Below are 23,808 nucleotides of genomic sequence, written 5' to 3' on the forward strand. Positions count from 1 at the left end.
CGCGGCTTACGCCTGCCGTTGCAACCCGTCCACGTCCTTCTCGGGCGCCGGCCGGTAGCCGAGCGATTCCGAGATGGTGAGCGCCGTGCGGCTCAACTGGCCGAGCCACGCGTCCTGCAGGCGGTCGGCCGGCGCCGACAGCGACAGGCCCGCGACGAGCTTGCCCGAATCGTCGTAGATGCCGGCCGCGATACAGCGCACGCCGAGCTCGAGCTCCTCGTTGTCGCGCGCGCACGATTGCTGGCGGACGATCGTCAGCTCGCGCTCGAGCTTCGCGATGTCGGTGATGCTGTTCTGCGTATGGCCGGACAGCCCCGTGCGCGTCGCATAGGCACGCACGCGCGACGTTTCGTCGGCCGCGAGGAACAGCTTGCCGACCGACGTGAGGTGCAGCGGCGCGCGGCCGCCGATCGCGCGGACGACCTGCATGCCCGAGCGCTCGGAGTACGCGCGCTCGATATAGACGATCTCGTCGCCCTGGCGCACCGACAGGTTCACGGTCTGCCCGGTGAGGCGGTGCAACTCGCGCATCGGCATCAGCGCCGCATCGCGCACCGACAGGCGCGCCTTCACGAGATTGCCGAGCTCGAGCAGCCGCATGCCGAGGCGGTAGGTGCCGGGATCCGAGCGGTCGACCAGGCGGCAGGTCACCATGTCGTTGAGGATGCGGTGCGCGGTCGACGGGTGCAGCTCCGTGCGCTGCGCAAGTTCCTTCAGGCTGACCGGGTCACTGTGCGCGGCGAGCGCGTCCAGCAACCGCATCATGCGTTCGATCACCTGGATCGACGTTTTTGAATCCGGGGTGGGTTGGCTCATGTCGGGGGAGGAATCGGTTGACGCGTCAAGCGGTGTTGCAACGATTGTATCTCGTATTGTGAAAAAAGCGAACGCCGTTCGAGGAAGTCCTCGTTTCACGCAGTGCGGGCTTGCGCGCGGGCCGGCGTTGGTCTTGCTGGCCAAACGTCGGATAATGAGAGCCGTTTTCTCGAAGGAGCACGTATGCGAGTCGGTTTGTTCGTCACCTGCCTGGTCGACCTGATGCGCCCCGAAATCGGCTTTTCGGCGCTCAAGCTGATTCGCGACGCCGGCTACGAGGTGATCGTGCCGCCCGCGCAGACCTGCTGCGGCCAGCCGGCCTACAACTCGGGCGACCGTGCGCTCGCGCGCGATCTCGCGGAAAAGACGCTGCGCGAATTCGAGCAGTTCGACTACGTCGTCGCGCCGTCGGGGTCGTGCGGCGGGATGATCCGCACGCACTACGGCGACCTGTTCCGCGATGACCCTGAACTGATGGGGCGCTACACGCGATTCCAGCAGAAAGTCCACGAACTGACCGATTTCCTCGCGAACGTCGCGAAGGTGTCGCTCGCGCCGGGCGAATTCGCCGGGCCGGTCACCTATCACGATTCATGCTCGGGCCTGCGCGAGCTCGGCGTGAAGGCGCAGCCGCGCGCGCTGCTCGCGCAGCGCGGCGTCGCGGTGACCGAGATGAAGGATTGCGAGCACTGTTGCGGCTTCGGCGGCACGTTCGCGGTCAAGTACGGCGACATCTCGGCGGCCATCGCGGACGAGAAATGCGCGAACGTGCGCGCGTCGGGCGCGGGCACCGTCGTGCTCGGCGATCTCGGCTGCATGCTGAACATCGAAGGGCGGTTGCGCCGCACCGGCGACCGCGACACGCGCGTGCTGCACGTCGCGCAGGTGCTGGCGGGCGACGTCTGACGCCCGGTTCCGCTCACTTTTCCCCGATACCGCGATGCAAGTCCAATCGATGCATTTCAAGGCGCGCGCCGGCCAGAAGCTGGCCGACCAGCGCCTGCAGCAGAACCTGAAGAAGCTGTCGACGAAGTTCGTGTCCGCCCGCGCCGACGCGATGACCCTGATCGACTTCCCGGCCACGCGCGCCGCGCTCAAGGCGCGCCGCAACCGCGCGCTGGAGCATCTCGACGTGTGGCTCGAGGCATTCGAGCGCGAGGCGACGCGGCGCGGCACGACGGTCCTGTTCGCCGAGACGACCGCGGACGCCGCGCGGCTCGTGGCCGACATCGCGCGCCGGCACGACGTGAAGAAGGTCATCAAGACCAAGTCGATGGTGTCCGAGGAAATGCGCCTGAACGCGGTGCTCGCGGAGATGGGCGTGCAGTCGATCGAGACGGACCTCGGCGAATACATCCTGCAGATCAACGACAACGAGCCGCCGAGCCACATCATTGCGCCCGTCGTGCACAAGGACAAGGACGAGATCGCCGACCTGTTCGCGCGCACGCACCGGCGTGAGCGGCTCACCGAGATTCCGGACATGACGCGCGAGGCGCGCGAGGTGCTGCGCCCGCATTTCATGTCGGCCGACATGGGCGTGACGGGCGGCAATTTCGTGATCGCGGAGACGGGCTCGGTCGCGATCGTGACGAACGAAGGGAACGAGGGCATGTGCACGGTCATGCCGCGCGTGCATGTTGCGGTGACGGGCATCGAGAAGGTGCTGCCGACGCTCGAGGATCTCGCGACCGCGATGCGGCTGCTGCCGCGCTCCGCAACCGGGCAGAAGACGTCGAACTACTTCTCGCTGCTGACCGGGTCGCGCGGGCCGGGCGACGAGGACGGCCCCGAGCACAACTACGTGGTGCTCGTCGACGGCGGCCGCACCGGCCTGATCGGCGGCGAATTCCAGGAGATGCTGCGCTGCATCCGCTGCGGCGCGTGCATGAACCATTGCCCGGTGTACCAGAAGGTCGGCGGTCATGCGTACGGCTGGGTCTATCCGGGGCCGATGGGCTCGGTGCTGACGCCGAGCTACGTCGGGCTCGACCGCACGCTCGACCTGCCGCAGGCCGCGACGCTGTGCGGCGAATGCGACAGCGTCTGTCCGGCCGGGATTCCGTTGTCGCACCTGCTGCGCACGCTGCGCGAGAAGCAGGTCGAGCGCCATCTGCGGCCGTGGCGCGAGCGGGCGGCGCTCGCCGCGTGGGGTTTCTTCGCCCGGCGGCCGATGCTGTATGCGCTGACGACCAAGCTCGCCGTGCGCATCCTCGAACGGCTGGGCGGCAACGGCGGCACGTTGCGGCGCCTGCCGATGATGGGCGGCTGGATGGACACGCGCGACATGCCGACGCCGACCGGGCGCACGTTCCGCGAGCTGTACGCGGCGTCGCAAAGTCACCTCGGCTGACACTGTTCAGCGGGCAGCAACAGTGCGTTCGCTATTTGTATATTTATCTCGATAGATGCGGTCTATAGAATCTCGTCTGTAGTCCCCGGAATTGGGTTTCGGGGTACGAGGTCAAGGAGGTCCGCATCATGAAAAAGACAATATCGATGTACTGGCCGCTGGCAATCGTGGTCCCGCTGGCAGCGGTTGCCTATCTGCATGCGACGGCCGGTGCGCCGTCGCGCGGCCCGCTCGCGGTTCACCAGGCGTCCGCCGAACTGGCGCGCGCGGTGTCGTTCGGGCTGGTCGGCGACGCGGCGACGCCGCTGCCGGCGGCATCCGGCGAGATTGCGCTCGCTGCGCCGAAGGCGCTGTAAGGCATGGCGCCGTCGCTTGGCGCGGCGGCGCGATTCCGGTCGCCTTTGTATAATGGCGTGTTCTTCTCCCACGCGGTCCGCCGCGGCTTTCCGATAGTGCGATGACCCGCGTTGCGATCTGTTTCGTCTGTCTCGGCAACATCTGCCGTTCGCCCACCGCGGAAGGGGTGATGCGCCACCAGGTCGACGCGGCCGCGCTGGCCGACCGGATCGCGATCGATTCGGCCGGCACCGGCGACTGGCACGTGGGCGAGCCGCCCGATACGCGCGCGCAGGCGGCCGCCCGGAGCCGCGGCTACGATCTGTCGGCGCTGCGCGCGCGGCAGGTGAGCGCGGCGGATTTCGAGCGGTTCGATCTGCTGCTCGCGATGGACGAGGCGAATCTCGCCGAACTGCGCCGCCGTTGCCCGCCGCAGCATCGCGACAAGGTGCGTCTGCTGATGGAGTTCGCGCCGGGCGCGACCGAAACCGAAGTGGCCGATCCGTATTTCGGCGGTGCGCAGGGCTTCGAACAGGTGCTCGACCAGGTCGAGCGCGCGTGCGCGGGCCTGCTGGAGACGCTCCGGGCCCGCACGGCGCGCTGATCGCACGGTATTCAGCGGTCTGCGAATACCCTTTCAAAGACATGGATACTTGACTAAAAACGTCAAATATTTATACTTGACCAAAATCGTCAAGATTGCAGTCCCCTAGACACCATGAGACTCACCACCAAAGGCCGTTTCGCCGTCACGGCGATGATTGACTTGGCACTGCGCCAGGAGCAGGGCCCGGTGACGCTTGCAGGCATCAGCCAGCGCCAGCGGATTTCGCTCTCGTATCTCGAACAGCTGTTCGGCAAGCTGCGCAGGCATGAAATCGTCGAATCCGTGCGCGGCCCGGGCGGCGGCTACAACCTCGCGCGTCGCGCGCAGGACGTCACCGTTGCCGACATCATCATCGCGGTCGATGAACCGCTCGACGCCACGCAGTGCGGCGGCAAAGGCACGTGCGACGGCTCGAAGCAGCCCGACGGCCATTGCATGACGCACGAGCTGTGGTCGACGCTGAACCAGAAGATGGTCGAATACCTCGATTCGGTGTCGCTGCAGGATCTCGTCGATCAGCAGCGCGCACGCGAGGGCGCCCCCGCGGTGCTGCGCGATCGTCGCGCGCCCGAGCCCGTCGCCGCACCGGCCGAGCCCGCGCGCACGATGCCGCTCGGCCCCAATTCGGTGTTCAACATCGCGAGTTCGTGAGCGCGAAGGCGCCCGCCATACCCCATAACGCACATAGTCCCTGCACAGAATACCCGGAGCGACAGATGACCCAAGAGACTCTCCACCTGCCCATCTATATGGATTACAGCGCGACGACGCCGGTCGATCCGCGCGTGGTCGACAAGATGGTGCCGTACCTGCGCGAGCAGTTCGGCAACCCGGCGTCGCGCAGCCACGCCTATGGCTGGGACGCGGAGCGTGCGGTCGAGGAAGCACGCGAGCAAGTGGCCGCGCTCGTGAACGCGGATCCGCGCGAGATCATCTGGACGTCCGGCGCCACCGAGTCGGACAACCTCGCGATCAAGGGCGCCGCGAACTTCTACAAGGGCAAGGGCAAGCACATCATCACGGTGAAGACCGAGCACAAGGCCGTGCTCGATACGTGCCGCGAGCTCGAGCGCGACGGTTTCGAAGTCACCTACCTCGACGTGAAGGATGACGGCCTGATCGATCTCGACGTGTTCAAGGCCGCGCTGCGCCCGGACACGATCCTCGTGTCGGTGATGCACGTGAACAACGAGATCGGCGTGATCCAGGACATCGAGACGATCGGCGAGATCTGCCGCGAGAAGGGCATCGTGTTCCACGTCGATGCCGCGCAGTCGACCGGCAAGGTCGCGATCGATCTCGCGAAGCTGAAGGTCGACCTGATGTCGTTCTCGGCCCACAAGACCTACGGCCCGAAGGGCATCGGTGCGCTGTACGTGCGCCGCAAGCCGCGCGTGCGCATCGAGGCGCAGATGCACGGCGGCGGTCACGAACGCGGCATGCGTTCGGGCACGCTGCCGACGCACCAGATCGTCGGCATGGGCGAGGCGTTCCGTATCGCCCGCGAGGAAATGGCGACCGAGAACGAGCGCATCCGCATGCTGCGCGACAAGCTGCTGCGCGGCCTGTCGCAGATCGAGGAAACCTACGTGAACGGCGACATGGATCACCGTGTCCCGCACAACCTGAACATCAGCTTCAACTTCGTCGAAGGCGAGTCGCTGATCATGGCGATCAAGGACGTCGCGGTGTCGTCGGGCTCCGCGTGCACGTCGGCGTCGCTGGAGCCGTCGTACGTGCTGCGTGCGCTCGGCCGCAACGACGAACTCGCGCACAGCTCGATCCGCTTCACGGTCGGCCGCTTCACGACGGAGCAGGAAGTCGACTTCGTGATCGATCTGCTGAACAGCAAGATCGCGAAGCTGCGCGAACTGTCGCCGCTCTGGGAAATGCACCAGGAAGGCATCGATCTGTCGACGATCGAATGGGCCGCACACTGATACCGCATTGAATGCAACCGCGGGCGGATTGACGCACGCAGACGTAACGAGTCAAGGAGTCTGAGTCATGTCTTACAGCAACAAGGTTCTGGATCACTACGAAAACCCGCGCAACGTCGGTTCGTTCGCGAAGGACGACGACACGGTCGGCACGGGCATGGTCGGCGCGCCGGCTTGCGGCGACGTGATGAAGCTGCAGATCCGCGTCGGCGCGGACGGCGTGATCGAAGACGCGAAGTTCAAGACCTACGGTTGCGGTTCGGCGATCGCATCGAGCTCGCTCGTCACCGAATGGGTGAAGGGCAAGACGCTCGACGAGGCACTGTCGATCAAGAACACGCAGATCGCCGAGGAACTCGCGCTGCCGCCGGTGAAGATTCACTGCTCGATCCTCGCGGAAGACGCGATCAAGGCAGCCGTGGCCGACTACAAGAAGCGCCACGACACCAAGGAAGGCGATCAGGCAGCAGCCTGAGCGGCACCGAGCGGCTAGGGAAGGAAACGCGGTGCCTCCGGGTGGGGCGCCGCGGCAAGGACATCATGGCAATTACACTGACCGAAAAAGCAGCACAGCACGTGCAGAAATACCTCGTCCGTCGCGGCAAGGGTATGGGCCTGCGGCTCGGCGTTCGCACGACCGGGTGCTCGGGACTCGCGTACAAGCTCGAGTATGTCGACGAGCTGGCGCCCGAGGATCAGGTGTTCGAGAGCCATGGCGTGAAGGTCATCGTTGACCCGAAGAGCCTCGCCTATATCGACGGCACCGAGCTCGACTTCGCCCGCGAAGGCCTGAACGAAGGGTTCAAGTTCAACAACCCGAACGTGAAGGACGAGTGCGGGTGCGGGGAATCGTTCCGCGTGTGACGCGGCGCGCTCCGCGCGATGCGGGCAAGAGGCGGCACGGGCCGCCTTTTTAATGTGCGGCGTTTGCCGCGCGACGAACCGGAATTGAACGCGACGATGGTTTCGCTGAAAGACAGCCATTTCGACCTGTTTCACCTGCCGGCGCAATTCGCGCTCGACGAGACGGCGCTCGACGCCGCCTACCGGACGGTGCAGACGCAGGTGCATCCGGACCGCTTCGCGGCGGCCGGCGACGCGCAAAAGCGTATCGCGATGCAATGGGCCACCCGCGCGAACGAGGCGTACCGCACGCTGCGCGATCCGCTGAAGCGCGCGTCCTATCTGCTGTCGCTGCGCGGCGTCGACATCGGCGCGGAAAACAACACGGCGATGGAGCCTGCGTTCCTGATGCAGCAGATGGAGTGGCGCGAGGGCATCGAGGATGCCGCGGCCGCCCGCAACGTCGACGCGCTCGATGCGTTGCTCGCCGAGTTGCGCGACGAGAAGCGCATGCGCGTCGAGCGCCTCGGCACGCTGCTCGACAGCGGCGCCGACCAGGCCGCCGCGGAAGCCGTGCGTCAGCTGATGTTCATCGAACGGGTCGCGTCGGAAGTGGGCGCGCAGATCGAGCGCCTCGAAACTTAACCGCGTGCCTTGCGGCACGCGCAGCAAACGGGCCGAGCGCCCGAACGAACCAAGATGGCTTTACTGCAAATTTCCGAACCGGGCATGGCGCCGGCGCCGCACCAGCGGCGACTCGCCGTCGGGATCGATCTCGGCACGACGAACTCGCTCGTCGCCGCCGTGCGCAACAGCGTGCCTGAAGTACTGCCGGACGAAGCGGGCCGCGTGCTGCTGCCGTCCGTGGTCCGTTATCTCGAGAAGGGCGGCCGCCGCATCGGCCACGAAGCGAAGGAGCAAGCCGCGACCGATCCGCGCAACACGATCGTGTCGGTCAAGCGCTTCATGGGCCGCGGCAAGGCCGAGGTCGAAGGCGCGGCGAACGCGCCGTACGAATTCGTCGATGCGCCGGGCATGGTGCAGATCCGCACGATCGACGGTGTGAAGAGCCCGGTGGAGGTGTCGGCCGAGATTCTCGCGACGCTGCGTTATCGCGCGGAAGACACGCTCGGCGACGAGCTGGTCGGTGCGGTGATCACGGTGCCCGCGTATTTCGACGATGCGCAGCGCCAGGCGACCAAGGATGCCGCGCGTCTCGCGGGCCTCAACGTGCTGCGCCTGCTGAACGAACCGACTGCCGCGGCGATCGCCTACGGTCTCGACAACGCGGCCGAAGGTCTTTACGCGGTGTACGATCTCGGCGGCGGCACGTTCGACCTGTCGATCCTGAAGCTGACGAAGGGAGTGTTCGAGGTGCTGGCCGCGGGCGGCGATTCCGCGCTCGGCGGCGACGATTTCGACCACGCGCTGTTCGACCATGTGCTCGCGCAGGCCGGTATCGACGCGAAGACGCTCGCGCCCGAAGACGTGCGCCTGCTGCTCGATCGCGTGCGCGTGCTGAAGGAAGCGCTGTCGTCGGCGCCCGAAGCGGCGCTCGACGTAACGCTGTCGAGTGGCGCGCACCTGGCGCAGACGATTTCGCACGACACGTTCGCATCGCTCGTCGAGCCGCTCGTGCAGCGCACGCTCACGCCGACCCGCAAGGCGCTGCGCGATGCGCAGGTCACGCCGGCCGACATCAAGGGCGTCGTGCTCGTCGGCGGCGCGACGCGCATGCCGGTGATCCGCGACGCGGTCGCGAAGTATTTCGGCCAGCCGCCGCTCGTGAACCTCGATCCGGACCAGGTCGTCGCGCTCGGCGCGGCGATCCAGGCCGATCTGCTCGCGGGCAATCGCGGCACCGGCGACGACTGGTTGCTGCTCGACGTGATTCCGCTGTCGCTCGGGGTCGAGACGATGGGCGGCCTCGTCGAGAAGATCATTCCGCGCAACTCGACGATTCCGATCGCGCGTGCGCAGGAATTCACGACCTTCAAGGACGGCCAGACCGCGATGGCGATCCACGTCGTGCAGGGCGAGCGCGAGCTCGTGGCCGACTGCCGGTCGCTCGCGCGCTTCGAGCTGCGCGGCATTCCGCCGATGACGGCGGGCGCCGCGCGCATTCGCGTGACCTATCAGGTCGACGCGGACGGCCTGTTGTCGGTATTTGCACGCGAGCAGCAGTCGGGCGTCGAGGCATCGGTCGTCGTGAAGCCGTCGTACGGCCTCGCCGATGACGACATCGCGAAGATGCTGGAAGACAGCTTCAAGACCGCCGAAATCGACATGCGCGCCCGCGCGCTGCGCGAAGCGCAGGTCGAGGCTCAGCGGATGCTCGAGGCGACGCAGGCCGCGCTGGCGGCCGACGGCGAACTGCTCGATGCCGACGAGCGCGCGCAGGTCGACGCGCTGGCCGATGCCTTGCGCGCGGTCGCGCAGGGCGACGATACGAATGCGATCGAAGCGGCGACCAAGGCGCTGGCCGACGGCACCGACGAATTCGCGGCGCGCCGGATGGACAAGAGCATCAAGCGCGCGCTGTCGGGCCGCCGGCTCGACGAGATCTGAATCCACGAACCGCGCATCGGCCGGCAACGGCCTGCGCGATGATGAACCGTGCGGCGCGTCGCGCCGCACCCTGACTGACGGAACGGACATGCCTCAACTGGTGGTGCTGCCTCACGTCGAACTGTGCCCGGATGGCGCAGTGATCGACGCGACGCCCGGCAAGAGTATCTGCGACAACCTGCTCGATCACGGGATCGAGATCGAGCATGCATGCGAGAAGTCGTGCGCATGCACGACGTGCCACGTGGTGATCCGCGAGGGCTTCAACGATCTGACGCCGTCCGAGGAGGACGAGGACGATCTGCTGGACAAGGCGTGGGGCCTCGAGCCGACGTCGCGCCTGTCGTGCCAGGCGATCGTGAAGGAAGATTCGGACCTGGTGGTCGAGATCCCGAAGTACTCGATCAACCACGCGAAGGAAAACCACTGACCGAAACCGGAGGCAGGCGATGAAATGGACCGATTCGCGTGAAATAGCCATTGCGCTGGCGGACAAGCACCCCGACATCGACCCGCAGCGGATCAACTTCGTCGACCTGCGCCAGTGGGTGCTCGAGCTCGACGGCTTCGACGACGATCCGACGCACTCGGGCGAGAAGATCCTCGAGGCGATCCAGGCACACTGGATCGACGAATCGGATTTCGACGACGAGGACTGACCGACCGGCCAGCGGGTGCGCGGCAACGGTTACGCCGCGCCCATGAAAAACGGCTCGTGAGCGTTTGCTCACGAGCCGTTTGCGTTTTCGGCGAGCCCGCACACGACAAGCGGGCAGGGGCGCTGGCACTACATGATCCGCTTCAAGCGCCGACCAGCGTGCCGTTCTCGATCCGCACGCGCTGACCCTGGCCGAACGGCGGCGGGTTGCGGTACGTGAACGTGCGGGTCGCGCCGCTTTCCATCTGCACTTGCACCTGATAGTCGGTTTCCGCGCGAACCTGCTTCTCGACCTGGTTGCCGGCGAGGCCACCGCCCAGCGCGCCGATGATCGTCATCGCGGTGCGGCCGTTGCCGTGGCCGAACTGGTTGCCGAGCAGGCCGCCGGCCGCCGCGCCGCCCACGGCGCCGATCCCCGAGCTCTGGCCCGGCGTGCGCATCTGCGTGATCGACACGACCGTGCCGCAACTCTGGCAGTAGGTTTGCGCAGGCGCCGACGGCTGCTGCGCGTATTGCGGCGGTTGCGGGGCGGTCGTGTGACGGCGGTGCGGCGCAGCCGGGCGCGGCGCGGGCTTCGGCTCGGCCTGCGCGACGGCGGCCTTCTGCTGCGCGGCGGCTTGCTCCGCGGCCTGCCGCTGCGCTTGCGCGGCCAGCGCGGCGCTGGCGGCCGCGGCCGTATCGACGGCCGGCTGCGACGCGATCAGCGCAGCCTGGGTCTGGCCGTTCTGTTCGTTGCTGCTGGTGGCTTTCGGGAAGACGCCCGTGATCGCTGCCGTCGCCGCGAGGCTGGCGACGATGACGGCGCCCGCCGCGGTGGCGATGAGCGGGTGGAGGCGTTGCTTTTGCGGCGTGGTCTGAGTCTGGTTGTCCATTTTCTTCTCCAAGGTCGATCCGGATCGGCGCGCTGCGCCGGAGCAGGATCCCACGCTCGGGAGCGAGCAGACTTGGCGTTCCTGCGCCTCGTTCTGGTCCCGTGGTCATGCGTGGTGACGCAAAAGGAGTGTCGTCCACCGCCAGACGGCGCGCCGTATCAAGGTGTAACGAATTGCAGCGGGGCATTGGCGGCCGTTTCCGGGAAAACCCGGAGAAGCGCGTCGCGACGAGGGAATAAAACGGGGAAGGATCGAGGGCCGACAGACGCCGGCTGGCGGGATTTACGCGTCGTTACAAAGCCGACGCGTGCGCGCCACGGGGCGCGGCGCACACGCGGTCGCGGCCATCAGTCTTCGCGGCGCAGATGCGGGAACAGCAGCACGTCGCGGATCGTCGGGCTGTCGGTCAGCAGCATCACGAGACGGTCGATGCCGATCCCGCAGCCGCCGGTCGGGGGCATCCCGTATTCGAGCGCGCGGATGTAGTCGGCGTCGAAGAACATCGCTTCCTCGTCGCCCGCATCCTTCTGCTCGACCTGCTTCTTGAAGCGCGCGGCCTGGTCTTCCGGATCGTTCAGCTCCGAGAAGCCGTTCGCGATCTCGCGGCCGGTCATGAACAGCTCGAAACGCTCGGTGATGCCCGGCACCGTATCCGATGCGCGTGCGAGCGGCGACACCTCGACCGGGTAGTCGATGATGAACGTCGGTTCCCACAGCTGCGCTTCGGCCGTTTCCTCGAACAGCGCGAGTTGCAGCGCGCCGATGCCGGCGTTCAGGAACGCCGGCTGCGACACGTCGACGCCGAAGCGCTTCAGCTCGGTGCGCAGGAACGCGTCGTCCGACAGCTGGCCGTCGGTGTAGTCCGGTGCGTACTTCTGGATCGCCTGCGTGATCGTCAGGCGATGGAACGGCTTCGCGAGGTCGAGCTCGCGGCCCTGGTACTGGATCGTCGCGGTGCCGAGCGCATCGATCGCCGCCTGGCGGATCAGTTGCTCGGTGAAGTCCATCAGCCAGCGGTAGTCGGTGTACGCGGCGTAGAACTCCATCATCGTGAATTCCGGGTTGTGACGCGGCGACACGCCTTCATTCCGGAAATTGCGGTTGATCTCGAACACACGCTCGAAGCCGCCGACGATCAGGCGCTTCAGGTACAGCTCCGGCGCGATACGCAGGAACATCTGCATGTCGAGCGCATTGTGATGCGTGACGAACGGCTTCGCGGCCGCGCCGCCCGGGATCGGGTGCAGCATCGGCGTCTCGACTTCCATGAAGTCGGCGTTGTCCATGAACTTGCGGATCGACGCGATCGTCTTCGTGCGGGCGCGGAACGTGTCGCGCGTTTCCGGCGTGACGATCAGGTCGACGTAGCGCTGGCGATAGCGCATTTCCTGGTCGGACAGGCCGTGGAACTTGTCCGGCAGCGGCCGCAGCGCCTTCGACAGCAGGCGCAGCTCCTTGCACTGGACCGACAGCTCGCCCTTGTTGGTGCGGAACAGCACGCCGCGCGCGGCGACGATGTCGCCGAGGTCCCACTTCTTGAACGCGTCGTAGGTCTCGGCGCCGACGTCGTTCGGCGTCACGAAGAACTGGATCTGGCCCGAGCCGTCCTGCACCGTCGCGAAGCTCGCCTTGCCCATCACGCGCTTGAGCATCATGCGGCCGGCGACCGACACCTCGACCGGGTTCGCTTCGAGCGCGGCCTTGTCCGAATCGGCGAATTTCGCCTGCAGGTCGGCTGCGTGGTGCTCGGGGCGGAAGTCGTTCGGGTAGGCGACGCCTTGCTCGCGCAACGCGCGCAGCTTCTCGCGGCGCTCGGCGATGATCTGGTTTTCGTCCGCCGTGACGGCGGGCTGCGTTTGGGTCGGTTCGGTCATGATGGTCGGAATTCGGAGTGGGGTGCGGCAACGCAAACGGAAAGGGCGGCGCGGGCCGGCCGCGCCGCGGCGCTTACACGCCCTGTTTGAGGCTTGCGCTGATGAAGTCGTCGAGATCGCCGTCGAGCACCGCCCGCGTGTTGCTCATTTCGACGTTCGTGCGCAGGTCCTTCACGCGGCTCTGGTCGAGCACGTACGAGCGGATCTGGTGGCCCCAGCCCACATCGGTCTTGCTCGATTCGAGCTTGTCCTGCTCGGCCTGGCGCTTGCGCATTTCGACTTCGTACAGGCGCGATTTCAGCATCGCCATCGCTTCGGCGCGGTTGCGGTGCTGCGAGCGGTCGTTCTGGCACTGCACGACGATGCCGGTCGGCATGTGCGTGATCCGCACCGCGGAGTCGGTCTTGTTGATGTGCTGGCCGCCCGCGCCCGACGCGCGGTACGTGTCGATGCGCAGGTCGGCCGGGTTGATCTCGACTTCGATCGAGTCGTCGATTTCCGGATAGACGAACACCGACGAGAACGACGTGTGGCGGCCGCCCGACGAGTCGAACGGCGACTTGCGCACGAGGCGGTGGATGCCCGTTTCGGTGCGCAGGAAGCCGTACGCGTATTCGCCCGTGACCTTGACCGTCGCGTTCTTGATGCCGGCGACGTCGCCGTCGGATTCTTCGAGCACTTCGGCCTTGAAGCCCTTGCGCTCGCAGTAGCGCAGGTACTGGCGCAGCAGCATCGACGCCCAGTCGCATGCCTCGGTGCCGCCGGCGCCGGCCTGGATATCGATGAAGCAGTTGTTCGGATCGGCCGGGTTCGAGAACATCCGGCGGAACTCGATGTCGCCGACGCGTGCTTCGAGCTTCGCGGCGTCTTCTTCCGACGCGAGAAGCGTGTCCTCGTCGCCTTCCTCGCGCGCCAGCTCGAACAGGTCGAGCGCGTCGCGCAGGTCGCTATCGAGCGCGGTGAGTGTCGTGACGACGCCTTCGAGCAGCTTCTTCTCGCGGCCGAGCGCCTGGGCGTTCTTCGAATCGTTCCAGACGTTCGGGTCTTCGAGTTCCTTGTTGACTTCGGTCAGACGCGCAGCTTTGGCGTCGTAGTCAAAGATACCCCCGAAGCTCGCCCGCGCGATTGCGCAGGTCGAGCAGGGAGCTTTCGATCGCGTTGAGACGTTCCGCTTCCATGATCGTTCGCTGTTCCGGCTTCGTAAAAAAGCGGAATTATAGCCGATCGGCGGGGTTGCCCGGTGACGCAAACGGTGCTCGCACGCGTGTCGACGGCCCCGTCCGGCGCGGCGCGCACGCGTGCGGCGGCGCGGTGCGGGACGGTCGGCCCGCTCAGCCGGCCGCGTGTTCGACGATCAGTTGCACGCGCGTGACGCCGTTCCACGTATCGGCGACGAGCCGGTACGCGACCAGCGCGCTCGCCGGCAGCGGCTCGGTGTGGTTGAACCAGATCGCGTTGAAGCGCTGACGGCCGCGCGCCAGCTGCAGCTTCAGGTGCTTTTCCTTCACGAGCGACTGCGACACGACGTCGAATTCGCCCGAGAAAAGCGGGGCCGGAAACCCTTGCCCCCACACGGCTTCGTCGAGCAGGCCGACGAACTGCGGCGTGAAGTAGGCGTCCTCGAGTTCGCCGTCGGTCTCGATCACGCGGGCGAGCGCGTCGTCGGACAGCCATTCACGCGCGACGGCCTCGAACGCGGCCGCGAAGCGCGGCACGTTGTCGGTGTCGAGCGTGAGGCCGGCCGCCATCGCGTGGCCGCCGAACGCGACGATCAGGTCCGGTTCGCGTTTCGACACGAGGTCGAGCGCGTCGCGCAGGTGGAAGCCGGCGATCGACCGTCCCGACCCCTTGACCCGCCGGCCTTCGTCGTCGGCGTGCGCGAACGTGAACGACGGGCGGTGGAATTTCTCCTTGAGCCGGCCGGCGACGATGCCGATCACGCCCTGGTGCCACGCGGGATTGAACAGCGTGATCGTGCATGCGTCGGCCGGATCGACGTCGGCGAGATCGGCGAGCGCCTGCTGCTGCATGCCGGCCTCGATTTCGCGGCGCTCGCGGTTCATCACGTCGAGCTGTTGCGCGAGATCCCACGCGCGGCCGATGTCGTCGGTGATCAGGCATTCGATGCCGAGCGACATGTCGGATAGCCGCCCGGCGGCGTTCAGGCGCGGGCCGAGGCCGAAACCGAGGTCGAAGCCCGACGCGGTGCGCGCTTCGCGCCCGGCGGCGCGGAACAGCGCGGCGATGCCCGGCTGCATGCGGCCGTTGCGGATGCGCTGCAGCCCCTGCGCGACCAGCACGCGGTTGTTGCCGTCGAGCCGCACGACGTCGGCGACGGTGCCGAGCGCGACGAGGTCGAGCAGGCCGTCGAGGCGCGGCTCGGCTTCCTTGCTCGCGAACGCGCCGCGGCGGCGCAGCTCGGCGCGCAGCGCGAGCAGCACGTAGAACATCACGCCGACGCCGGCAAGGTGCTTGCTCGGGAACGCGCAGCCGGGCTGATTCGGGTTGACGATCGCGCGCGCGGCGGGCAGCGCGTCGCCGGGCAGGTGGTGGTCGGTCACGAGCACGTCGATGCCGCGCGCGTTCGCGGCTTCGACGCCGGCGACGCTCGCGATCCCGTTGTCGACGGTGATCAGCAGGTCGGGTTGGCGCGCGGCCGCGAGTTCGACGATCTCGGGCGTGAGGCCGTAGCCGTATTCGAAGCGGTTCGGCACCAGGTAGTCGATCTGCGCGCCGAACATCCGCAGGCCGCGCACCGCGACCGCGCAGGCGGTCGCGCCGTCGCAGTCGTAGTCGGCGACGACCAGCAGGCGCCGCTTGTCGGCGATCGCGTCGGCGAGCAGCACCGCCGCATCGGCGCAGCCTTTCAGCTCGGTGGGCGGAACGAGGCGCGCGAGCGCGGTCTCGATGTCGACGGGCGACTGCACGCCGCGCGACGCGTACAGGCGCGCGAGGACGGGGTGCAGACCGTGGCGCGCAAGCGCTTCGGCGTCGGCGGGCGCGACGGGGCGGGTAACGATCCGGGTCATTCGGGGTCTGCTGGTTATTCGAACAGGGAGGCGAGCGCGCGGCGGCGCCAGAACTTGCGCAGGTCGCCGCGCGTCGCGTGCAGCGTCACGGAGCTCGTGTCGCCGCACAGCGTGACATCGACGGCCGCCAGCTCGCCGTTCTGCAGCGCGGCGAGCGCCGGCGCGAACCAGTCGCGCTCGAGCGCGGCGAGCCCGTCGTGCCAGCGCGCCCAGTCCTGCTCGATGAACGGGGTGGTCAGCGCCGGCAGCTCGACGAGCGTCGCGCCATCAGTGGCCGGCAGCGCGCCGAACGTCGCGGGCGGGCGGGCGGCTTCGGTTTGCGCGGCGCGTGCGAGGCCGAGCGCGGCGGGCGACGCGGACAGCACGCGCGCGAACGGCTTGCCGACCGGCTTCAGCGTGCCTTGCGCATGGAACCAGATCGAATTGACGGCCGGCAGCCCACGCGCCTCGCGGGCTTCGTTGACCGGATGCTGGAACCACGCCATCTGCACTTCGTTCTGCAGTTTCATCCACATCCGCGAGCGCTCGCCCGTATGCGCCTCGTGCGGCAGCCAGATCTCGATGTTGCGGCCGCTGGCGCGCAGCGGCGCGGCGCCGGCGAGGCGCGCGAGCTGGTCGCTCGACAGATACCAGCGCGCCGGGTTCGGCGCTTCGAGCCGCACGCCGAGCTCCTCGATCAGCGGCCGCGCGACCGCGAGCAGCGCGGCCGCGTCGCCGTCGTCGAGCGCGAGGGCCGCCGGATCGACGAGCACCAGGTGATCGTGCGCGATTTCGACGTGCACGGGCTCGACGCACGCCCATGCGTGCGTGCCGGGATCGCCGCCATCGGCCAGCAGCATGTAGGGCGCGAGCGGCGCTTCGTCCGCGGCGTTGCCGTGGGTGGCGCCGAACCGGCTCGCCAGCCAGCGCTCGTGCGGCAGCGTGCGCTGGAAGTCCTCGCCGGCCACGCGCTCGACGAGGCTCGCGCGGGCGAGCAACTTCTGGAGCGCGGGGCTGTCCAGCGTGTGCAGGGACGAGGCCGCATCGGCCGCCGACGGCAGCGCGAACGGAACGAGAAAATGGAGGCGTCGGTCGTGCATGATGGTGCGCATTGTATGGCAAACTGCGCGCGTGATCGGGCCGGCTGACGGCCCGATCGCGTCCGGCGGCCGTTTTTCGACCGTGCCCGGGCTGCCGGCCGCCACCCGGCGGCGGTCCGGCCGCGGCGCGCCTCCCGCCGTAACCAGCAGAAAGGATTCGCTTGAAACTTCCGTACGAATGGCAGATCGGCTGGCGCTACACGCGCGCCGGCAAACGCACGACCGGCAACGGCTTCATTTCCTTCATCGCGCTCGTCTCGATGCTCGGGATCGCGCTCGGCGTCGCGGCGCTGATCGTCGTGCTGTCGGTGATGAACGGCTTCCAGAAGGAAGTGCGCGACCGCATGCTGTCGGTGCTCGCGCACGTCGAGGTGTTCTCGCCGACGGGCTCGATGCCCGACTGGCAACTGACCGCGCAGGAAGCGCGCCGCAATCCGTCGGTGATCGGCGCGGCGCCGTACGTCGACGCGCAGGCGCTGCTCACGCGCCAGGACGCGGTGAGCGGCGTGATGCTGCGCGGCGTCGAGCCGTCGCTCGAGCCGCAGGTGTCCGACATCGGCAAGGACATGAAGGCCGGCCAGCTCGGCGCGCTCGTGCCGGGCCAGTTCGGCATCGTGCTCGGCGACGCGCTCGCCGGCAACCTCGGCGTGACGGTCGGCGACAAGGTCACGCTCGTCGCGCCCGAAGGCTCGATCACGCCGGCCGGCATGATGCCGCGGCTGAAGCAGTTCACGGTCGTCGGCGTGTTCGAATCGGGCCACTACGAATACGACAGCACGCTCGCGATGATCAACATCCGCGACGCCGAGGCGCTGTTCCGGATGAGCGCGCCGACCGGCGTGCGGCTGCGGCTCACCGACATGCAGAAGGCGCCGCAGGTCGCGGTCGAGCTGTCGCATACGCTGTCGGGCAGCCTGTACATCCGTGACTGGACCCAGCAGAACAAGACGTGGTTCTCGGCCGTGCAGATCGAGAAGCGGATGATGTTCATCATCCTCACGCTGATCATCGCGGTGGCCGCGTTCAACCTCGTGTCGTCGCTCGTGATGACCGTGACCAACAAGCAGGCCGACATCGCGATCCTGCGCACGCTCGGCGCGCAGCCGGGGTCGATCATGAAGATCTTCGTCGTGCAGGGCGTGACGATCGGCTTCGTCGGCACGGCGTCGGGCGTCGCGCTCGGTTGCCTGATCGCGTGGAGCATCCCGTGGCTGATTCCGATGATCGAGCACCTGTTCGGCGTGCAGTTCCTGCCGCCGTCGGTGTACTTCATCAGCGAGCTGCCGTCCGAACTCGTCGCGAGCGACGTGATCCGGATCGGGCTGATCGCGTTCGCGCTGTCGGCCGTCGCGACGCTCTATCCGAGCTGGCGTGGCGCGAAGGTGAAGCCGGCGGAGGCGCTCCGCTATGAATGACCGCGCGACCGCATTCGCGGATTCACGACAACACAACAGACAGGATTCGGCAGGTATGCAGGAATACGTGCTTCAGGCGCGCGGGATCACGAAGGCGTTCGTGCAGGGCGGCTTCAACGTGCAGGTGCTCAACAACACCGAGCTGACGGTGCGGCGCGGCGAGAAGCTCGCGGTCGTCGGCGCGTCGGGCTCCGGCAAGAGCACGCTGCTGCACGTGCTGGGCGGGCTCGACGAGCCGAGCGCCGGCGAAGTGTCGCTGCTCGGCAAGCCGTTTACGCAGCTCGCCGAGCGCGAGCGCAACGAGCTGCGCAACCGCGCGCTCGGCTTCGTCTACCAGTTCCACCACCTGCTGCCCGAGTTCACCGCGCTGGACAACGTCGCGATGCCGCTGCGCATCCGCCGGATGACGACCGAGGACGCGCGCGCGCAGGCACAGGCGATGCTCGAACGCGTCGGTCTCGGCCCGCGTGCGAAGCACCGGCCGGGCGAGCTGTCGGGCGGCGAGCGGCAGCGCGTCGCGATCGCGCGCGCGCTGGTCACGAAGCCCGCGTGCGTGCTCGCCGACGAGCCGACCGGCAACCTCGACGGCACGACGGCCGACACGGTGTTCAACCTGATGCTCGAACTGTCCGAGACGCTCGAAACGAGTTTCGTGATCGTCACGCACGATCCCGATCTCGCCGCGCGCTGCGACCGCATCATGCGGTTGCGCGACGGCGTGCTGCACGAGGAGCCGGCGCTGCCGGTGTAAAAAAGCAGCGCCTTTTGGGCCGGCCGCCGGTTCGTCCGGCACGGCGCAAGGGCGCGGGACTGCTGCCATGTGGATCGACACGCACTGCCATCTCGATGCCGCCGAGTTCGACGCCGACCGCGACGCGGTCGCGCAGGCTGCGCGCGCGGCCGGCGTGTCGCGCATCGTGATCCCGAGCATCGGGCGCGACAACTTCACGACGGTGCGCGAACTCGCGCAGCGCACGCCGGGCGCCGTCTATGCGCTCGGCATTCATCCGATGTACACGCCGCAAGCGCGCGATGCCGACCTCGATCGACTGCGCATGGAGATCGAGGCGAGCCTCGACGATCCGCGTTTCGTCGCGATCGGCGAGATTGGGCTCGACTATTTCGTGCCGGGGCTCGACGAAGACCGGCAGCAGTTCTTCTACCAGGGGCAGCTCAGGCTGGCGCGGGAATTCGACTTGCCGGTGTTGTGCCACGTGCGCAAGTCGCAGGACCGCGTGCTGGCCGGGCTGCGCCGTTTCGGCGTGCGGCGTGGCATCGCGCATGCGTTCAACGGCAGTTTCCAGCAGGCCGAAGCGTATCTGGCGCAGGGACTGCATCTCGGCTTCGGCGGCAACGTGACCTTCACGCGCGCGCGGCAGATTCGCCGGCTCGCCACCGAGTTGCCGCTCGACGCGCTCGTCGTCGAGACCGACGCGCCCGACATCGCGCCCGAATGGGCATACAAATCCCGCAATACGCCCGACCAGGTGCCGCGCATCGGCGTCGTGCTCGCCGAATTGCGCGGCCTCGATACTGGCGAATTGGCCGTCTGCACTTCGGCTAACGCGCTCGCCGCGCTGCCGCGACTCGCACTTTCGTCCGCATAATCGTTGCCGGAAGGCACCTTGTTGGCAGGGTGGCGCCGGGTCGACGAGGAGGCGGAATGCGCGTGGGGTGGATCGCGTTCGCGCTCGGCGTCGTCGTGCTGCAGCGGCAGGCGGCGTTGCCGGGGGCGGTCGCATGGACGGTCGGAGCAGCCGTGCTCGCGGGCTGCGCGGTGCTGGGCGCGTGGTGCGTGCGTCGAAGGCGCACGCGTGCGGTCGTTGCATGCGGATGGATGCTGTGGGCGCTCGCGGCCTGCGTCGCGGGGTTCGGCTATGCGGCCGCGCGAGCGGAATGGCGCCTGAGCGACAACCTGCCGGCGGAATGGGAAGGGCGCGACATCGTCGTCACGGGGGTGATCCGCGGGCTGCCCGTCGTTGACGAGACAGGCGCGCGACTGCTGTTCGCGGTCGAATCGAACGATGCGGGGCTCGCGCGTTTTCCGCCATTGATCCGGTTGTCGTGGCGCGCGTATGGCGCAGCCGCGCCACGCGACGCGCTTCCCGATTGGCGGGCGGCCCAGCGCTGGCGTTTCGTCGTGCGTCTCAAGCGTCCGCATGCCGAGGCCAATCCGGGCGTGCGCGACAGCGAGGCGGCGTGGCTCGCCGCGGGCATTCGTGCGATCGGCTATGTCAGTGCGCCGCGTCGGGCGGCATTGCTTGACGCGCGCGCCTCGGGATGGCGCGCGTCGATCGACCGGGTGCGCGACGCGCTGCGCACGCGCATCGGCGAGGTGCTCGGTACCGATGCGGCGCATCGCGGCATCGTCGCCGCGCTGGCGATCGGCGAGCAGTCGGGCATCGGCGAGGATGACTGGCGCGTACTGCGCAACACGGGCACGAGCCACCTGGTCGCGATTTCCGGTCTCCACGTCGGGCTGGTCGGCGCGCTCGCCGGCTGGCTCGTATCGATGGTCTGGCGCCGCGTGCGCTGGCGCGGGCGGGCCGCGACGCTCGTGCTGCCGGCGCCGTATGCGGCCGCGCTCGCCGCGTTGGTCGCCGCGGCCGGCTACGCGGCGCTCGCCGGCTTCAACGTGCCGGCGCAGCGCGCGTGGTGGATGATCGCCGGCGGCGGCATCGCGTATCTGGCCGGCCGCAGCGTGCCGACGTCCGCGGTGCTGTGCGCGGCGCTCGGCGGCGTGCTGCTCGCCGATCCGTGGGCCGTGCTGTCGGCCGGCTTCTGGCTGTCGTTCGGCGCGGTCGCCGTGATCCTGCTGGCCGTCGCCGGCTGGCGCGCGGTGCGTGAAGCCGACGAAGCCGGCATGGAAGGCGGCGCGGCCGATTGGCGGAGCCGGTTGCGCGCGTGGACGACGCGCTGCGGACGCCGCCTCGCCGACGCGACGCGCGTGCAGTACGCGGTGACGATCGGGCTCGCGCCGCTCACCGCCGCGTGGTTCGCGCAGGTTTCGCTGTCGGGCCCGTTCGGCAATGCGTTCGCGATTCCGTGGGTCAGCTCGGTCGTGACGCCGGTCGTGCTGGCCGGCATCGCGTTGCCGCCGCCGCTCGACGCGGCGGCCTTCCGGCTTGCGCATGCGGCGCTCGAACCGATGATGACGCTGCTCGGGCACCTGGCCGACTGGCCGGCCGGCGTGTTCTGGCTGCGCATGCCCGACTGGCCGGTGCTGGCGCTCGCATGCGTGGGCGTCGCGTGGGTGCTGATGCCGCGCGGCTGGCCGTTGCGCTGGGCGGCGCCGCTCACGTGGCTACCGCTCGTCGCGCCTGCGCCCGATGCGCCACCGCCCGGCGGCTTCCGGATGACCGTGCTCGACGTGGGGCAGGGCGCGGCGGTGCTGGTCGAAACCGCGCGGCGGACCTTGCTGTTCGATGCGGGCCCGGGTGCGGAATCGTCCCACGCCGGTACGCGGATCGTCGCGCCGGCGTTGCGGGCGCGCGGCATCTCGACGATCGATTCGCTCGTGCTCAGTCATGCGGATGCCGATCATGCGGGCGGGGCGGCGGCCGTTTATGCGGCGGCCGACGTGCGCCAGTTGCTGGCCGGCATTGCGCCGAAGAGCCGGCTGTGGCGCGACGCGCAGGCCGCCGGCGTGGCCGATCGGCTGCCGTGCGCGGCCGGACAGCGCTGGACCTGGGACGGCGTCGCCTTCACGATGTTGTGGCCGCCGGGCGGGCGGAGCGCGGGTTCGTCGAACGGGCAGTCGTGCGTGCTGCGCATCGACGCGGGCGGCACGTCGGCACTGCTGACGGGCGACATCGAGGCCGGCGCCGAGCGCCGGCTGGTGGCCGATGCGCGCGATGCGCTGGCCGCGCAGATCCTGGTCGTTCCGCACCACGGCAGTCGCACGTCGTCGATGGAGCCTTTCCTCGATTCGGTCGGGCCGCGCGTCGCGGTATTTCCTGTAGGCTATCGCAATCGTTTCGGGCATCCGCACCGGACCGTGCTGGCCCGCTACGAGGCGCGCGGGATTCCGCTGCCGCGTACCGATCGCGACGGTGCCGTGCGGTTCGATGTCGCGCCGGCCGGCGGCGGGTTCGGATTCGCGCGCTATCGCGACGAGCGGCGCCGCTACTGGATGGACCGGTGAGCGCGGCGAAGGCCGGCGTATCAGGATAGAGAACTCGGGGCCGGCGTGCCGTGCGTGGTGCCGACGGAGTACGAAGCATGGGACTGGCGTGAGAGCCGAGGCGCCAACGCCAGTCGACCACGAAGCATAAGACGGGAGCAAGTGCTGAAGCCCGATTCCCGTCGTCCGCGAAGCATGGGGTGGGAGCAAGTGCTGAAGCACCAACGCCCACCGACCGCGAAGCATGGGACGGGAGTAACCGCTAAAGCGCTAACTCCCGTCGACAAAGGAGACATCGGCGTTTGAAGGACATCCTCCACTTCTCGCATGCGAACGGCTTCCCGGCGTCGACTTACCGGACGATCTTCGCCGAACTGGCCGACGACTACGAGCTGCGCTACATCGAACGGATCGGCCACGATCGCCGCTACCCGGTGACGCGCGACTGGCCGCATCTCGTCGAACAACTGCTCGACGACATCGGCCGCCGCTACGAGCGCCCGGTCTGGCTCGTCGGCCATTCGCTCGGCGGCTACCTGTCGCTGATGGCCGCGCTGAAGAAGCCGCAGTGGGTGCGCGGCGTCGTGATGATCGATTCGCCGATCATCGCGGGCTGGCGTGCCGGCGCGCTGCGCGCGAGCCAGTGGGCGGGGCTCGACGAGCGGCTGTCGCCGGCCGCGGCGACGCGCAACCGGCGCACGCGCTGGACGAGCCGCGACGAAGTCTGGCGGCATTTCCGCGAGAAGCCCGCGTTCGCGCGCTGGGACGAGCGGATGCTGGCCGACTATATCGACTACGGAATCCCGCAGGCCGGCGCCGACGGCGAGCGCGCGCTCGCGTTCGACCGGCAGGTCGAATACCTGATCTACCGGACGCTGCCGCACACGCTCGGCCCGCGGCTCGCGCACGGCGCGCCGGTGCCGCTCGGCTTTCTCGCGGGCACGCGCTCGCGCGAGGTGCGGCAGGTCGGGCTCGATGCGACGCGCCGCGCGACGCGGGGGCGCATCGAATGGCTCGAGGGCAGCCACCTGTTCCCGATGGAGCGGCCGATCGACACCGCCCGCGCATTGCAGCGGATGCTGAATTCGCTGAAGGCCGACGAGGGCGGCGTTTCGCAGGCCGGCGCGCCGCTCGCGAAGCGCGCCTGACGCTTCGTCGGCCGGCCGGAACGCTTGTCGGCGCATGCGCGCGGCGCCGACCGGGCGGCCGGTTCGCGCCGCCGCGCACGGCCGGCGCGGGTCGGCACGAAAGGGCGCGATCATCACGTCAATTGCTGAGAGAAGGGCGGGCTTTAC

General features: G+C 68.4%; 23 protein-coding genes. 17 read left to right on the plus strand and 6 right to left on the minus strand.

All coding sequences use genetic code 11. The annotated features are described in order from the left end of the window. Positions 1-6: 6 nt before the first annotated feature. On the minus strand, positions 7-816 hold the full coding sequence (locus tag DFS13_RS23790; protein ID WP_006478384.1) for an IclR family transcriptional regulator: 810 nt from the start codon (positions 814-816) through the stop codon (positions 7-9). A 183-nt stretch (positions 817-999) separates the two neighbouring features. On the opposite strand from DFS13_RS23790, the gene DFS13_RS23800 reads away from it, so the two are divergent. The 12 genes from DFS13_RS23800 (at position 1,000) to iscX (ending at position 10,122) form a co-directional block, all read left to right on the plus strand. Continuing rightward, a complete protein-coding gene (locus DFS13_RS23800) occupies positions 1,000-1,722 on the plus strand; it encodes a (Fe-S)-binding protein (protein WP_069353447.1) in 723 nt (240 codons plus the stop codon). A 34-nt stretch (positions 1,723-1,756) separates the two neighbouring features. Continuing rightward, on the plus strand, positions 1,757-3,169 hold the full coding sequence (locus DFS13_RS23805) for a lactate utilization protein B (RefSeq protein ID WP_111442206.1): 1,413 nt from the start codon (positions 1,757-1,759) through the stop codon (positions 3,167-3,169). 128 nt (positions 3,170-3,297) lie between these two features. After that, positions 3,298-3,525 (plus strand): hypothetical protein, encoded by a 228-nt coding sequence (locus tag DFS13_RS23810; protein WP_006481968.1) that lies wholly within the window; start codon positions 3,298-3,300, stop codon positions 3,523-3,525. A gap of 101 nt (positions 3,526-3,626) precedes the next feature. Continuing rightward, positions 3,627-4,109 (plus strand): low molecular weight protein-tyrosine-phosphatase, encoded by a 483-nt coding sequence (locus tag DFS13_RS23815; protein WP_006481978.1) that lies wholly within the window; start codon positions 3,627-3,629, stop codon positions 4,107-4,109. A 114-nt stretch (positions 4,110-4,223) separates the two neighbouring features. Then, positions 4,224-4,763, plus strand: a complete 540-nt coding sequence (gene iscR / locus DFS13_RS23820) for a Fe-S cluster assembly transcriptional regulator IscR (RefSeq protein ID WP_006481969.1) — start codon at positions 4,224-4,226, stop codon at positions 4,761-4,763. A gap of 65 nt (positions 4,764-4,828) precedes the next feature. Continuing rightward, on the plus strand, positions 4,829-6,052 hold the full coding sequence (locus DFS13_RS23825) for an IscS subfamily cysteine desulfurase (RefSeq protein WP_006481979.1): 1,224 nt from the start codon (positions 4,829-4,831) through the stop codon (positions 6,050-6,052). Between the two features lie 67 nt (positions 6,053-6,119). After that, entirely contained in the window at positions 6,120-6,527 is a 408-nt protein-coding gene (gene iscU, locus DFS13_RS23830) for a Fe-S cluster assembly scaffold IscU (RefSeq protein WP_006481982.1), read from the plus strand. A 65-nt stretch (positions 6,528-6,592) separates the two neighbouring features. Next, a complete protein-coding gene (iscA, locus tag DFS13_RS23835; RefSeq protein ID WP_012492710.1) occupies positions 6,593-6,916 on the plus strand; it encodes an iron-sulfur cluster assembly protein IscA in 324 nt (107 codons plus the stop codon). Positions 6,917-7,012: 96 nt separating this feature from the next. Beyond that, entirely contained in the window at positions 7,013-7,540 is a 528-nt protein-coding gene (hscB, locus tag DFS13_RS23840) for a Fe-S protein assembly co-chaperone HscB (RefSeq protein ID WP_034201918.1), read from the plus strand. A gap of 54 nt (positions 7,541-7,594) precedes the next feature. After that, positions 7,595-9,463 carry a Fe-S protein assembly chaperone HscA gene (hscA, locus tag DFS13_RS23845; RefSeq protein ID WP_058901608.1) on the plus strand — a complete coding sequence of 623 codons (1,869 nt, stop codon included), beginning with the start codon at positions 7,595-7,597 and terminating at the stop codon, positions 9,461-9,463. An 88-nt stretch (positions 9,464-9,551) separates the two neighbouring features. Next, on the plus strand, positions 9,552-9,893 hold the full coding sequence (gene fdx / locus DFS13_RS23850) for an ISC system 2Fe-2S type ferredoxin (RefSeq protein ID WP_006478392.1): 342 nt from the start codon (positions 9,552-9,554) through the stop codon (positions 9,891-9,893). 19 nt (positions 9,894-9,912) lie between these two features. Next, on the plus strand, positions 9,913-10,122 hold the full coding sequence (gene iscX / locus DFS13_RS23855; RefSeq protein ID WP_006478393.1) for a Fe-S cluster assembly protein IscX: 210 nt from the start codon (positions 9,913-9,915) through the stop codon (positions 10,120-10,122). A 142-nt stretch (positions 10,123-10,264) separates the two neighbouring features. Here iscX and DFS13_RS23860 read toward each other — a convergent pair whose 3' ends face one another. The 5 genes from DFS13_RS23860 to DFS13_RS23880 all read right to left on the minus strand — a co-directional run bounded on the left by DFS13_RS23860 (position 10,265) and on the right by DFS13_RS23880 (position 16,987). Further along, positions 10,265-10,993: a glycine zipper 2TM domain-containing protein gene (locus tag DFS13_RS23860; RefSeq protein WP_006498621.1), complete on the minus strand. Its 729-nt coding sequence runs from the start codon at positions 10,991-10,993 to the stop codon at positions 10,265-10,267. Between the two features lie 347 nt (positions 10,994-11,340). Beyond that, positions 11,341-12,867: a lysine--tRNA ligase gene (lysS, locus tag DFS13_RS23865; RefSeq protein WP_006485977.1), complete on the minus strand. Its 1,527-nt coding sequence runs from the start codon at positions 12,865-12,867 to the stop codon at positions 11,341-11,343. A gap of 73 nt (positions 12,868-12,940) precedes the next feature. Continuing rightward, a protein-coding gene (prfB, locus tag DFS13_RS23870; protein WP_012492708.1) for a peptide chain release factor 2 occupies positions 12,941-14,045 on the minus strand; the annotation gives its coding sequence in 2 pieces (ribosomal slippage) (positions 12,941-13,963 and positions 13,965-14,045; 1,104 coding nt in all). 153 nt (positions 14,046-14,198) lie between these two features. Then, the gene (recJ, locus tag DFS13_RS23875; protein ID WP_006485976.1) at positions 14,199-15,896 is read right to left on the minus strand and encodes a single-stranded-DNA-specific exonuclease RecJ; all 1,698 of its coding nucleotides are present in this window, start codon (positions 15,894-15,896) and stop codon (positions 14,199-14,201) included. Positions 15,897-15,910: 14 nt separating this feature from the next. Next, positions 15,911-16,987 (minus strand): hypothetical protein, encoded by a 1,077-nt coding sequence (locus DFS13_RS23880; protein ID WP_043206045.1) that lies wholly within the window; start codon positions 16,985-16,987, stop codon positions 15,911-15,913. A 149-nt stretch (positions 16,988-17,136) separates the two neighbouring features. Between DFS13_RS23880 and DFS13_RS23885 the strand changes: the two genes are divergently transcribed. The 5 genes from DFS13_RS23885 (at position 17,137) to DFS13_RS23905 (ending at position 23,661) form a co-directional block, all read left to right on the plus strand. After that, positions 17,137-18,390 carry a lipoprotein-releasing ABC transporter permease subunit gene (locus DFS13_RS23885; RefSeq protein ID WP_006483000.1) on the plus strand — a complete coding sequence of 418 codons (1,254 nt, stop codon included), beginning with the start codon at positions 17,137-17,139 and terminating at the stop codon, positions 18,388-18,390. Then, a complete protein-coding gene (gene lolD / locus DFS13_RS23890; RefSeq protein WP_077175848.1) occupies positions 18,383-19,141 on the plus strand; it encodes a lipoprotein-releasing ABC transporter ATP-binding protein LolD in 759 nt (252 codons plus the stop codon). The genes DFS13_RS23885 and lolD overlap by 8 nt, the downstream gene beginning before the upstream one ends. Positions 19,142-19,208: 67 nt before the next feature. Next, on the plus strand, positions 19,209-19,997 hold the full coding sequence (locus tag DFS13_RS23895; RefSeq protein ID WP_034201552.1) for a TatD family hydrolase: 789 nt from the start codon (positions 19,209-19,211) through the stop codon (positions 19,995-19,997). A gap of 56 nt (positions 19,998-20,053) precedes the next feature. Beyond that, entirely contained in the window at positions 20,054-22,534 is a 2,481-nt protein-coding gene (locus DFS13_RS23900; RefSeq protein ID WP_111442207.1) for a DNA internalization-related competence protein ComEC/Rec2, read from the plus strand. A 281-nt stretch (positions 22,535-22,815) separates the two neighbouring features. Continuing rightward, positions 22,816-23,661: an alpha/beta fold hydrolase gene (locus DFS13_RS23905; RefSeq protein ID WP_034201554.1), complete on the plus strand. Its 846-nt coding sequence runs from the start codon at positions 22,816-22,818 to the stop codon at positions 23,659-23,661. The last annotated feature ends 147 nt before the right edge of the window (positions 23,662-23,808 follow it).

It is taken from the genome of Burkholderia sp. 28_3 (assembly GCF_003253915.1).
In the GTDB taxonomy this organism is placed as follows: Bacteria; Pseudomonadota; Gammaproteobacteria; order Burkholderiales; family Burkholderiaceae; genus Burkholderia; species Burkholderia cenocepacia.